Below are 12,828 nucleotides of genomic sequence, written 5' to 3'. Positions count from 1 at the left end.
TGCCCTTTAGAATGTAAAATATCTTTTTAAACTTTCAATATAAAGGGTAAAAATGACAAAAGAACAGATTGCAATTATTAAAGAATGTGTGCCAATTTTGCAAAAAAATGGTGAAAGCTTAACCAAAGAATTTTATAGGGTATTGTTTGAAACTTATCCTGAAGTAAAACCAATGTTTAATAAGGATAAACAAGTATCTAGTGAGCAACCAAAAGCTTTAGCGTTAGCCATATTAATGGCAGCTAAAAATATAGAAAATTTAGAGAATACAAGAGGATTTGTAGAGAAAGTCGCTAAGACTCATATAAGTTTAAATGTAAAAGAAGAGCATTATCCACTTGTTGGGGAATGCCTTTTAAAAGCTATTAAAAATCTTTTAAACCCTAATGATGAAGTGCTTAAGGCTTGGGAAGCAGTCTATGGCAAAATTGCTCAATTTTATATAGATATAGAAAAAAGCTCTATGAAAAGCAAAAATAATTAGGTTTTAAGGAAACCTAATTATTTTTAATATCCTTTTTAGATAATTTTGCTACACAAATAATGCTATAATAAGCCATTTTCAATGAGTTATAAGCATTAATTTGAAATTTTAACTCTCTTAACCAAACAATAAGTAGATTACATTTGAATAGCTACAAAAGGATAAAAATGTCTCTAAGTTTTAAATCCATTCCTTTAAAAGAATTTTTAGAATCTCATAATAAGGATTATGCGGATTCTAAAGTATTTGGGCTAGAGGAATTTAAAGAGAAAGTTCAAGAACATTTAGAATCCTTTGATAAAAATAAAGGGCAAAATGAAAAAGCCATTGTTGCAAATGTTTTTGCACTCTTTTTATAAGGGTTAGGATTCCACACTCAAGCAGCTTTCAAACAAAAAGGCAATAGCGAAATTGATTTAGCTTTGCTTAAAGCTATAGTGAAAGCAAAATTAAGATTATAGAGAAATAACCGAATTTATTATTTAATATGTTAGAATATATAAAAATACAAAAGAGTGATAACAATGAAATGGTTTAAATGGGCTTTATTTGGCATTTTAACTGCTGGCGTAGGCTTTTGGATTTATAAATCCTACAAAAAAGATTCTGACGCAAATTCATTTATTGATAGCTTTGCTGAAGGTTACACAAATGGATTTTCTGCCACATCCTCACCAACTGCACCCAAAAAATATGGACAAATTGCACAAGAGATTCAACAAAAACAAATACAAGCCTATAAACAAAATTAATACAAACCATAAAGAACAGAGAACAAAACTTAAGGCTTTGTAAATGAATAAGAAGCCTGTAAGAAAAAATAATCTACCAAACGATACAAACCCACAAAATCAATTAAATATACAAAATAATATTTTTATGGAAAACGAACTTAACGCAATAGGCAAACTCCCCGAACCTTTAGCATAACGAGTTATGAATTTGCTTGAAAAAACTGCTGAACATAAAATGCAAATAGATAGAGAAATCCTTGATTTAGAAAGGCAAGAACAAAAGAATAGAGTAAGCAATATGCGTTGGTTTTATAGTTTGCAAGGCTTAGGGGCTATAACGGCGGCTATTTTTATTCTTGGGAGTTTAGGAATATTTGCTTACCTAACCATAAATGATAAGCCCAATGCTTGGCTCTCACTCATTCCAGCAATTATTACTTCTGTTGTTAAGTTAGGCAATATTAAAAACCATAGAAAATCCTACAATCTATAAATTCTAAGCTACAACAACCCGATACACATTATAAAATCTAAATATGTAATCCAAGATTTATTGTTTTAACTTATGTGATATTTGTGGGATATTTGCAATCACTCTTACTTAGAAATGCTATAATTGATGAAATTTTAGGAGAGTATTATGCAGACATTAGAAGTTTTAAAGACTCTTATCACTTATCCCACTATTACCCCAAAGGAATGTGGCATTTATGAGTTTATTAAAGCATTTTTGCCCGATTTTGAAGTTTTAGAATTGAATAAAAATAATGTTAAAAATCTCTTTTTATACAAACAATTTCAAGGAGAGGGGGAGAGGAGGGATTTATGTTTTGGTGGGCATATTGATGTCGTCCCTCCTGGAGATGGTTGGGAGGCTTTTGTCCCTGTAGTTAGGGGAGAGTATCTCTATGGTAGAGGTGCACAGGATATGAAAGGAGGGGTTGCAGCTTTTCTTTGTGCTATAAAAGAATTTTGTGAGAGTAAAACGCATTCTTTTAATGGTATCTTATCGATCCTTTTAACAAGTGATGAGGAGGGAGAGGCAATCTATGGGAGCAAACACACTTTGCAATCTCTAAAGGAAAAGAACTTGCTCCCGCATTTTGCTATTGTTGCAGAACCTACAAGCGTTAATACTTTTGGTGATATGATAAAGATAGGCAGGAGAGGTTCAATTAATGGAGTTTTGAAGATTCAAGGAAAGCAAGGGCATGTTGCTTATCCTAATAAATGTATTAATCCTGTGGAGATTATTGCACCTATTTTGTCTAAAATTGCAGGTTATAATCTTGATAGTGGAAACGATTCCTTTGAACCAAGTAAAATTGTTATTACCGATATAAGGGGGGGGTTAGAGGTTGTGAATGTAACCCCTGATGATCTAAGGATTATGTTTAATGTGCGAAACTCTACGCAAACAAGCTTAGAGGATTTAAAGCAATATTTACAAGATCTTTTAAAGCATATTCCTCATACATTAGAGCTTAAACAAAGCTCAAAGCCTTTTTTAACCAATCCGAATAATTCCCTTGTTGCTAAAGTTGTGCAATCTCTACAAACAACACTGCAAATAACGCCCACATTAAGCACAAGTGGAGGCACAAGTGATGCGAGATATTTTGCCGAATATGGAGTAGATGTCGTAGAATGTGGGGTTTGTAATGATAGGATTCACGCTATTAATGAGCGGGTAAAGATAAGTGAGGTAGAAAACCTAAAAAATGTCTTTGTGTCTTTACTAAAGGAGTTTTAATGAAAAATTTTTCTGCATTTTTAGAAGCTACTCAAAAGATTTTTAAAGAGCGATTATTTTTAGATTATTTACGTCGTTTTGCCTATGGGATTGATGCTTCTTGCTATCGTTATATTCCTAAAGCCGTGATTTGGAGTGAGAGTGAGGAGGAGATTAGAGAGCTTATAAAATTGGCATATTATTTTGAAATACCCTTAACCTTTAGAGCTGCGGGAACTTCTCTTAGCGGACAGGCTAGTAGTGAGAATGTCTTAGTGATTTGCCATAAAGAGGAAGTAGAGGTTGGTAAAGGGGCTAAGAGCATTGTCTGTGATTGTGGAGTGATTGGGAGTTATGCTAATGATGTATTGGCTCCTTATGGTAAGAAAATAGGACCCGATCCAGCAACGATTGCTAGTGCAAAAATAGGGGGGATATTCTCTAATAATTCTAGTGGAATGTGTTGTGGAGTGAAGCATAATAGTTACCATACTATTAAATCTGTACGTATTATCTTGCAAGATGGTTCTATTTTGGATACTTCTAGCGAAGAATCATTCCAGGCATTTTGCCAAAGCCACTCCTTGCTTGTAAAGGAATTGTTGCATTTGCGTCAAAAGATTTTAGCAGATAGGGAGCTTCACTCCCTTATTAAGAAAAAATTTAGTATTAAAAACACTACCGGCTATAGCCTTAATGCCTTAGTGGATTTTGATAATCCTAAAGATATTTTGAATCATATTTTTATCGGGGCGGAGGGAACATTGGGGTTTGTTAGTAAAGTAGAGTATTATACTTTAGACAATCACCCGCATAAAGCCTGTGCTTTATTATTCTTTAACAATATTTATGAGGCTAGTGATGCGATTTTACTCTTTGCTAAATATCAAGATATTATCAATGCAGCAGAGATTATGGATTATGCTTGTTTAAAAAGCGTGCAACACTTAGAGGGGATGCCTAAAGAGATACTGCAAATCCAAGAGGGGAATTGTGCGATTTTAATACAGCTTGAAGCAAAAACCCAGAATCTTTTGCAAAAAAATATTGATTTTTTAGCGCCTAAAATACAAGCTTTAAAAACACTCTTTGGTGTGTATTTTAGCTTGGATAAGCAAGAGCAAGATTCTTGGTGGTTAATCCGCAAGGGAATCTTACCCATAGCAGCAGGTAACCGCCCTAAAGGAAGCGTTGTTATTGTAGAGGATATTTGCTTTTTTATAGAGGATTTTACAAGAGGGATTGCAGAGATATTAAAACTTTTTGAAAAATATGCTTTTAAAGGGATTATTTTTGGGCATGCCTTAAGTGGTAATGTGCATTTTATCATTACGCCTAACCTTAATGACAAAGCACAAAATAAAGCTTTTGGAGGGCTTATGGAGGATTTAGCAAAAGTTGTAGCTAATCTTCAAGGAAGTATTAAGGCAGAACATGGAACCGGGAGAATGGTAGCACCTTTTGTGGAATTAGAATGGGGCAAAAAAGCCTATGCCATTAATAAAAAGATCAAAAATCTCTTTGATGGCAAAAATATTTTTAATCCCGATGTTATTATTAGTGAGGATAAGAATATCCATTTAAAAAATTTTAAGCCCTCCTGGGAAGAATATGATGAGGTGGGAGAGCTTGTTGGGGCTTGTATGGAATGTGGTTTTTGCGAGAAACATTGCCCTAGTAGAAATCTTACATTAACACCGCGTCAAAGAATTAGTGTTTATGTAGAGATTAAACGTTTAGAATCTAAAGATTCCTTGAGCATTAAAGAAAAAGAAGAGCTAGAGGCATTAAAGTTAGGTTATCGTTATTTTGGGATAGAGACCTGTGCGATTTGTAGTACTTGTGCTAATCTCTGCCCTCTACACATTGACACAGCCTGTATCGCTAAAAATTCCAAAGGTAATTTTCCTAAAATTGCCCATCGTATAAGTGAAAATCTTGCATTAGCTAGCAGTGCGTTAAAAACTGCTATAAAAGTAGCGAATTTCACGCCACTTTTAAGCCAAAGAATTTCTAAAAAGCTCAATAATTGGATACATACGCCTATTATGCCTCATTATTTTCCTAACGCAAATCCCCAAAAAGTTTATGAAGATTCTACATTACCCTATAGAAAAGAGGTGATTTATTTTAGTTCCTGTTTAAATAGGATCTTCTCTCCCCCTAAAGAAGCGAGTGATAAACGCAATATTCAAGAGGTTTTTCAATCTTTGTGCCAAAAAGCAGGGATCAAATACCGCTATCCTAAGGATATTACTGGCTTATGTTGCTCAAAAGCTTTTAAGAATTATTCTAATACCGCTAGAGAAATGGCATTAAAGACTTTCAAAGCTTTAAAAGAGGTAAGCAATGGAGGAGAAATTCCTATTGTTTGCGACCATAGTGCTTGTTCTTTGGAGTTATTAGAGAGGATAAGAGAGTTTGAAGTTTTAGGAGATGTGAAGCTTCAAATTTTTGATATGCCATCTTTTGTTTTAAAGTTTATTATTCCCTCCCTTAGAATCTCTCAAAAGCCTATAAAAATAGGGCTTTATGCTCCTTGTAGCACAAGATCTTATAAGCAAGAAATTGATAATGAACAAGCCTTAATAGATATTGCTAAGGTTTGTGCGAAAGAAGTTTTTATTCATCAAGATACCAAGTGCTGTAGCTTTGCAGGTGATAAAGGATTCTTAAATCCCTCTTTAAATACTTCAGCTTTAGAGGGATTTGTAAAATTCTACCAAAAACAACCCATAGAATTAGGGTATTCTAGTTCTAGCACTTGTGAGATAGGTTTAAGTGCAAATACTAAGAGGGTATGGCAACATATTATTTATCTCTTGGATTCTTGTGCCTTGCAAAAAGAGAGTTAATATATCTCTAGTGGAAAGTTAGATTTTATTCTAGCTTCTGCAATAATACTTGTACGCTCTAATCCATTATCTATAAGCTCTTTTTTTAGTAAAAAAGCTTCTTTTTGGGGCAGGGCAAAGACTAATCCACCCGAAGTTTGTGCATCAAAGAGTAAAATTTCTAAACCTCTATAAGGGGAATCTTTACCAAGTTTAAAATAGCAATGTGGTTTTATACTTTTTTCATTAGCATAACTGCCACCTGGGATTATCCCTTGCTTTGCAAATTCTATGGCTTCTTTAAGGATGGGAACTTCTTGGGAGTAAAGGCAAAGCGTGATATTTGTATTACACATTTCATATAAATGCCCTAAAAGCCCAAATCCCGTTATATCTGTGCAGGCGTGGATGGGGTATTTTTGTGCGATTTGGGCGGCTTTTTGATTGAGTGTTGCCATAATCTTTGCAATAGTATCTTGCATCGTTGAAGAGAGTTTTCCAGTTTTTAGAGCAGTTGTTAAAACTCCCATTCCTAGAGGTTTGGTTAAGACAAAGCAATCCCCTATTTTAGCTTGATTATTCCTCCATATTTTTTGAGGGTGAATGATACCTGTAACACTTAATCCATACTTTTGCTCATTATCTGCAATAGTATGCCCTCCTAATAAAACACCTCCACTTTCTTGGATTTTAGATAATCCTCCTTGTAGAATCTCTTTTAGTAGTGCAGAGGGGATATTACAAGAATCCCACATTACAAGATTAAGAGCGGTTTTAACTTCTCCCCCCATTGCATAAATATCACTAAGTGCATTTGCAGCAGCAATTTGCCCATAAAGATAAGGATCATCTACGACAGGAGTGATGAAATCAGCAGTTTGGATAAGTGCTAAATCCTCATTGATTTGATACACGCCTGCATCTTCATTACCTCTAAAATCTGTTAAAACATTTTTGTCTTGTTGGTTATTGAGACTTAAGGAGAGATGTGCTAGATCTTCCAGACCTACTTTACCTGCTCAACCTGCTACTTTGACAAAATGTGTTATTTTCTTTTTCTCTTCCATTTTTCCTTAGCCTCATTGGGATAGATAATTATAATGTTTTTAGCTTATAGAAAAATTTTTTAAGTTCATCTTTAGTAGTTTTTTATCTAGGCTATATTATTTTAACAATTTTGTTTTTGGAGTAGAAAATGGAGATTTTGGCTTTTGAACCTTTGGCTATTATTATTCTTGCTGTAATAGGGATCTTTACAGGGGTAATAGCGGGTTGTTTTGGTATAGGTGGAGGAGCGATTGTTGTTCCTATGATGGTTTTATTGGGGAATGATATTAAGATTGCTATTGGTATTTCTATTATGCAAATGATATTTTCATCTTTTTATGGCACTTATATCAATTATAAACAAAGTTATTTAGATTTTAAAGATGGATTTTATGTAGGGATAGGTGGATTTTTTGGTGCAGCTTTTAGTGGGGTTATTCTTGATAGGGTATCTTCTGATATTATAAGTGCGGTTTTTATACTCTTTTTGCTTTATAATCTTTTTAAGCTTTTTAAGATTAATGCTTATGGAGAAGAGGTAAAAATCCATAATCCCTTAAAATCTAAATTTTTTTTAGTAGGTTGTGGGATACTCGTAGGGATTTTTGCTATTTCTTTAGGGATTGGTGGGGGTATGATATTAACACCCCTTTTAGCTTATTATTTGGGCTATAGTAGTAAAAAAATTATCCCCATTGCACTCTTTTTTATTATCTTTTCCTCACTTTCTGGTTTTATTTCTTTATCAATGCACGGATATGTGGATTATAAGCAAGGCTTTATCGTGGGCATTGCTTCTTTAATAGGCGTTAGAATCGGGATTTGGATTTTGAATATTATGGATGCTAAAAGGCATAAATATTTACTTGTAATACTCTATATAGTGGTTTTAAGTGTGATGTTTCAAGAAGTTTTTGATAATTTTAAGTATTTGTTGGATAATAGCTAAGTTTTAAAAAATGGTCGGAGTAGCGGGATTTGAACCCACGACCTCACCCACCCCAAGGGTGTGCGCTAGCCAGGCTGCGCTATACTCCGATAAAATATAAAGCAAAATCTTAGCAAAAATTCATTAAATATTGTTGAAGATGAAATGGAATATATTTTGCTTTTTATGTTTTAAGAAAATATTAAAAGGACTTTAAAGTAATGAATAAAACTTTTCTTAAAAAGATGTTAATAAGTTTTATATTTGCAGCTCTCCCGCTTTTAGGTGCAAAAGTTAGTGATGTAGCAAATATTGTAGGTGTTAGGGATAATCAATTGTTAGGTTATGGACTTGTGGTAGGTTTAAATGGAACAGGTGATAAGACAACCTCAATTTTTACTATGCAATCTATGGCAAATATGTTAGAGAGTGTGAACGTAAAAATCGAACCTAATGCGATACAATCTAAGAATGTTGCTGCTGTGATGGTAACTGCTAAATTGCCTGCTTTTGCTAGACAAGGGGATAAGATTGATATTTTAGTTTCTAGTATTGGGGATGCGAAATCCCTTGAAGGCGGGACTTTGCTTTTAACCCCTTTAAGTGGTTTAGATGGTAGAATTTATGCAGTGGCTCAGGGTGCAATAGGGATAGGGGGTAAAGGTGAAAGAGGGGGGAGTGCTAATCATCCTTTAGTTGCTGATATGCCAAATGGAGGGATTGTAGAGAGAGAAGTAAGCTATGATTTATATAATAAAGTAAATGCTACTCTAAGTCTTAAAAAATCGAACTTTCAAAATGCCATACAGATTCAAAAACGTATCAATGAAACCTTTGATGATACAAAACTAACAATTGCAACCGCTGTAGATTCAAGAACTATTAAACTACAAAGACCACAAGAGATGAGTATGGTAGAATTTTTAGCCAAGGTGCAAAATATTGATATTGATTATGTTAAAGAAAATAAAATCATTATCAATGAACGCACAGGGACAGTAATTGCTGGACTTGGTGTTGAAGTTTCTCCTGTGATAGTTACACACAATAATATCACGATTAAAGTCTCTAATGAAGCTATTAATGACCCTGAAGCTCAAGATGTAGGAGGGGGGGCAACTTTTAGTGCAGGGCAAGCAGTTGTAGCAAGCCCAAATAATCCGACTATTGCAAGTGTTACAAGGGCTTTGCAAAAAATGGGAGCAACCCCTAAGGATATGATCGCTATTATTGAAACGATGAAAAAAGCAGGTGCTTTTAGTGCGGATTTAGAAATTATTTAAGGAGAGATGATGAATATTAATTTTGATAATTTTAGTGCTTATTCTAAGCAATTATTAGATGAGATTAAAGAGACACCGAAAATCCAAAAAACCGATGATGATTCCCTTTTAAGGGAGCAAACTGATGCCTTTGAAGCATTAATTGTTAAAAATATGCTAGATATTGCCCTAAAAACCGATGATAGCCTTTTCCCCAAAGCCCCTGGGCACGATATTTACCAATCAATGTATAAAGAGACCCTCTCCCAATCTTTAAGTGGAAGTTTTGGGTTTAGTGAGTTACTTTTTAATTATTTAAAAGATTTACAAAAATAATAGAGTTTAAAGTGATTGATGAAAACTTATTAGAATCCCTAAGTAGTAGCGATAAAGAATCTTTTGCTAGGGGTTTAAAAGAACTTATTACGCAAACTTATGAAGTAGAAAAAGAATTTATAGAGTTAAAAGCCTTGTTTGAAGAAGTTTTAGATATTCTTCCAACAGCAGTTTGGGTGCTAGAAGAAGGGGGGGAAATATTTTATCAAAACTCTCTTGCTAGTGAGATTCCACAGCTTTTAGATTATTTTCATCTACAAGGTGGTACGCGTCAAGAAATAGAGATAGAATCTAGAGTATATCTTTTTCAAAGCAATCAAAAACTCAATAAAACTATCATTTCTGCAACAGATATTACCAGTGAGAAACGCAGAGAGAGATTAGCTTCAATGGGGCAAATCTCTGCACATTTAGCCCACGAAATAAGAAATCCCATAGGTTCTGTTGCCCTGCTTGCATCGACATTGTCTAATCGCGTGGATATTAAAAATAAAGCCTTAGTATTAGAGATTAAAAAATCTATTTGGAGGGTTGAACGAATCATAAAAGCAACCTTGTTGTTTTCTAAAGGGGTGCATATTCAAAAAAGCACTAATGATCCAAAGAATATAGAAAATGAGCTTAGGGGAGTTCTTGATTATTATACCTATTCTAAGAATATTCATTTTTTGTTTGATTTTGAATATAAGAGGTTAGAAGCAGATTTTGATTTACTTTGTATTGTTTTGCAAAATTTTCTTTTTAATGCTATTGATGCTATAGAAGATGGAGATAGTGATAATGGAGTAATAGAGTTTTATTATTTTAATGATTCAAACAATGCTATTTTTAGAATTTTTGACAGTGGAAAACCTATTGAAAATCCACAAATTCTTTTTGAACCTTTTAAAACCACGAAACTTAAGGGTAATGGCTTAGGTTTAGCATTATCTCTACAAATCATTGAAGCTCATAATGGAAGTATAAAGATCCTCCAAGAAGAAAAAAAAGGGTTTGAAATTTCATTGCCTCTGTATTCTTAAAAATCCTAATTTTACGCAAAAATTAAGGCATATCTAGCTAAAATCCTAGAAACATAAAGGTTAAGGGTTTAAGAATGATTGAAAATATTAAAAGAATGCAAAAAGTTAAAAATATCCGCGAAATAGATATAAAAGATAAACGCATTTTGATACGCGTTGATTTTAATGTGCCATTAGATAGTGAATTAAATATTAACGATGATACAAGGATACGAGAGGCTATCCCTACGATTAATTATTGCATTGATAATGGGGCTAAATCCATTATTTTAGTAAGCCATTTAGGACGCCCTAAGCAAAGGTGTGAAGAATTTTCTCTTAAAACTATTCTTAAAAGACTTGAAAGATTGCTTTTAAAAGATATTGTATTTGTGGATAATTTAGACAACGCCCAAATAATACTCAATACACTTGTTGATGGGAGTATTATCCTTTTAGAAAACATCCGATTTTATGAGGGTGAGGAAAAAAATGACGATAATCTCTCCCAAAAATTAGCGAATCTTTGTGATATTTTTATTAATGATGCTTTTGGAACCTCTCACCGCAAACACTCTTCAACCTATGGGATTGCTAAGTATGCTAAGCAAAAGGTTGCAGGATTGCTTTTAAAAAAGGAAATTGATTCTTTTGCTATTGCTCTTACTAATCCTTTACGACCTTTATTGTTAATTGTTGGAGGCTCTAAGGTTTCTTCAAAGCTTACTTTATTAAACGCTATTTTGGATATAGTAGATAAGATTATCATCGGTGGAGCAATGAGTAATACTTTTTTAAAGGCAGTAGGTTATGATACTAAGGCTTCTTTTGTAGAGGATGATTTATTAGAAGAGGCAAAGCATATTTTGCGTTCAGCTAAAGAAAAGAATGTGAAAATTTATCTGCCTGTGGATGTTGTTTCCACAGATAATGTTAAAGATTCAAAAGAGATTAAAATTACCCCCGCTCAAGATATTCCTAATGGATTTATGGTTGTTGATATTGGACCTGCAACCGTGAAATTATTTAACGAAGTTATAAGAGAGTGTGAAACTATTATTTGGAATGGACCTTTAGGGGTTTATGAGAATCAAAAGTTTTCGCGTGGAACCTTTAGTATCTCTCACGCTATTGCTAATACTTATGCTTATAGCGTTATTGGTGGGGGAGATACAGCTGATGCAGTAGATAAGGCAGGCGATAAAGACAATATGAGTTTCACTTCAACAGGGGGTGGAGCAGGATTAGAATTATTAGAAGGTATTGTGTTACCCGCCTTTGAGGTTTTAGATAAAAAAGAGTGAGGATAGAATTTAGGGGAGAGGGTTATGCTAAATCTTTTTATTAAACGTAATGGAATGGTTGTTCGTGAGAGTATCCAATCTGTTGATGCCATAGAAGTGGAAGCAGATATTTTGTGGATTGATCTTTTACACCCAAGCTTACAAGAGATTTCTTATATCTCTAAAACTTATCTTTTAGACATCCCCACTAAAGAAGAACGAGAAGAGATTGAAGAATCCTCCCGCTATTGGGAAAATAGTGAAACTATTACCATTAATACTTATTTCTTAACGCGTCCCAATGAAGAAAATATCTTACATAATGAAACCATTACTTTTTTATTGGCACGTAATATCTTATTTACTGTTCGCTATAGTGAGTTTAAGGTTTTTGATGAAATCCAACAAAGGGTATTAGCAAGCCCAAAAAATTTTGAAGATGGATTTGATTTAATTTCTAAAATTTTTGAATTGCGTGTAGAAAAAGATGCGGATATGCTAGAGAGTATTGCTAAAGAAACAAGACTTTTAAGGAGGAATGTTGTTTTTGATAAGCAATTAGGGGACGAAATTTTAGAAAAACTTGCTATTTTGCAAGAAATGCATTTAAGTTTGCGTGATAGCCTTTTTGATAAAAGACTAGCTATTACTGCATTACTTAGAACTAATAAGGCAGATATTCAAGCTAAGAAAGACTTAAGCATTGTTTTAAAGGATATTAACTCTTTGGTGGAATTTGCAAATGTTAATATGAATATTTTAGATAACATCCAAGAACTTTTTTCTAGCCAAATTAATATCCAACAAAACAAAATTATTAAGCTTTTTACCGTGGTAACTGTAGCAATGATGCCTCCTACACTTATCGCAACAGTTTATGGAATGAATTTTAAGCATATGCCAGAGTTAGATTGGGACTATGCTTATCCTTTTGTGCTTTTGATGATGATTATTTCTACGATTGTTCCCATTATTTATTTTAAAAAGAAAAAATGGCTTTAACCCTAAGGAATCGCTATACTTCATCCTAATAACTTCTAACTCTAACTTAAATGCTAACCTTAATAAAAATTCCTATCCTAATTCCCCTAAATAACACTCTAAGATTCTTAAATAAATTTCACTAAACTATAATATGCCATAATCTAATATTTATAGTAATACTTTTATAGTAATACTTTTTACAA

14 protein-coding genes and 1 tRNA gene are annotated in these 12,828 nt (G+C 33.4%); 13 read left to right on the top strand and 2 right to left on the bottom strand.

Features of this window, described 5'->3' with window-relative positions:
• Positions 1 to 52 precede the first annotated feature (52 nt).
• The 7 genes from cgb (at position 53) to LS72_RS06770 (ending at position 5,805) form a co-directional block, all read left to right on the top strand.
• Positions 53 to 484 carry a single-domain globin Cgb gene (gene cgb / locus LS72_RS06795; protein WP_034553205.1) on the top strand — a complete coding sequence of 144 codons (432 nt, stop codon included), beginning with the start codon at positions 53 to 55 and terminating at the stop codon, positions 482 to 484.
• Positions 485 to 651: 167 nt separating this feature from the next.
• Positions 652 to 843 (top strand): hypothetical protein, encoded by a 192-nt coding sequence (locus LS72_RS06790; protein WP_034553208.1) that lies wholly within the window; start codon positions 652 to 654, stop codon positions 841 to 843.
• Between the two features lie 165 nt (positions 844 to 1,008).
• The gene (locus LS72_RS06785; RefSeq protein WP_034553212.1) at positions 1,009 to 1,236 is read left to right on the top strand and encodes a hypothetical protein; all 228 of its coding nucleotides are present in this window, start codon (positions 1,009 to 1,011) and stop codon (positions 1,234 to 1,236) included.
• A gap of 43 nt (positions 1,237 to 1,279) precedes the next feature.
• Complete coding sequence (locus LS72_RS11585) at positions 1,280 to 1,414, top strand: hypothetical protein (protein WP_269149283.1); 135 nt, start codon at positions 1,280 to 1,282, stop codon at positions 1,412 to 1,414.
• Between the two features lie 6 nt (positions 1,415 to 1,420).
• Positions 1,421 to 1,711, top strand: a complete 291-nt coding sequence (locus tag LS72_RS06780) for a hypothetical protein (RefSeq protein WP_034553213.1) — start codon at positions 1,421 to 1,423, stop codon at positions 1,709 to 1,711.
• 147 nt (positions 1,712 to 1,858) lie between these two features.
• The gene (gene dapE, locus LS72_RS06775) at positions 1,859 to 2,971 is read left to right on the top strand and encodes a succinyl-diaminopimelate desuccinylase (RefSeq protein WP_034553215.1); all 1,113 of its coding nucleotides are present in this window, start codon (positions 1,859 to 1,861) and stop codon (positions 2,969 to 2,971) included.
• Complete coding sequence (locus tag LS72_RS06770; protein WP_138155214.1) at positions 2,971 to 5,805, top strand: FAD-binding and (Fe-S)-binding domain-containing protein; 2,835 nt, start codon at positions 2,971 to 2,973, stop codon at positions 5,803 to 5,805. Before dapE ends, LS72_RS06770 begins: the two co-directional genes overlap by 1 nt.
• On the opposite strand, the gene selD is transcribed toward LS72_RS06770, so the two are convergent.
• Entirely contained in the window at positions 5,802 to 6,788 is a 987-nt protein-coding gene (gene selD / locus LS72_RS06765) for a selenide, water dikinase SelD (protein ID WP_034554490.1), read from the bottom strand. The genes LS72_RS06770 and selD overlap by 4 nt on opposite strands.
• A 191-nt stretch (positions 6,789 to 6,979) precedes the next feature.
• Here selD and LS72_RS06760 point away from each other — a divergent pair, with 191 nt between their 5' ends.
• A complete protein-coding gene (locus tag LS72_RS06760; RefSeq protein ID WP_034554491.1) occupies positions 6,980 to 7,780 on the top strand; it encodes a sulfite exporter TauE/SafE family protein in 801 nt (266 codons plus the stop codon).
• Positions 7,781 to 7,791: 11 nt separating this feature from the next.
• On the opposite strand, the gene LS72_RS06755 is transcribed toward LS72_RS06760, so the two are convergent.
• Positions 7,792 to 7,869: transfer RNA gene (locus LS72_RS06755), tRNA-Pro, on the bottom strand.
• Between the two features lie 111 nt (positions 7,870 to 7,980).
• On the opposite strand from LS72_RS06755, the gene LS72_RS06750 reads away from it, so the two are divergent.
• From LS72_RS06750 to corA, 5 genes are all read left to right on the top strand, one after another.
• Positions 7,981 to 9,042 carry a flagellar basal body P-ring protein FlgI gene (locus LS72_RS06750; protein ID WP_034554492.1) on the top strand — a complete coding sequence of 354 codons (1,062 nt, stop codon included), beginning with the start codon at positions 7,981 to 7,983 and terminating at the stop codon, positions 9,040 to 9,042.
• Positions 9,043 to 9,051: 9 nt separating this feature from the next.
• Complete coding sequence (locus tag LS72_RS06745) at positions 9,052 to 9,357, top strand: rod-binding protein (protein ID WP_084590173.1); 306 nt, start codon at positions 9,052 to 9,054, stop codon at positions 9,355 to 9,357.
• A gap of 11 nt (positions 9,358 to 9,368) precedes the next feature.
• Positions 9,369 to 10,379, top strand: a complete 1,011-nt coding sequence (locus LS72_RS06740) for a sensor histidine kinase (RefSeq protein ID WP_034554494.1) — start codon at positions 9,369 to 9,371, stop codon at positions 10,377 to 10,379.
• 74 nt (positions 10,380 to 10,453) lie between these two features.
• On the top strand, positions 10,454 to 11,662 hold the full coding sequence (locus tag LS72_RS06735) for a phosphoglycerate kinase (RefSeq protein WP_034554496.1): 1,209 nt from the start codon (positions 10,454 to 10,456) through the stop codon (positions 11,660 to 11,662).
• A 24-nt stretch (positions 11,663 to 11,686) separates the two neighbouring features.
• Positions 11,687 to 12,643: a magnesium/cobalt transporter CorA gene (gene corA, locus LS72_RS06730; RefSeq protein WP_034554498.1), complete on the top strand. Its 957-nt coding sequence runs from the start codon at positions 11,687 to 11,689 to the stop codon at positions 12,641 to 12,643.
• Positions 12,644 to 12,828 lie beyond the last annotated feature (185 nt).

It is taken from the genome of Helicobacter apodemus, from assembly GCF_000765745.2.
Classification (GTDB): domain Bacteria; phylum Campylobacterota; class Campylobacteria; order Campylobacterales; family Helicobacteraceae; genus Helicobacter_D; species Helicobacter_D apodemus.
Note: the sequence above shows the minus strand (reverse complement) of the source record. Positions and strands in the feature narration are given on the sequence as shown.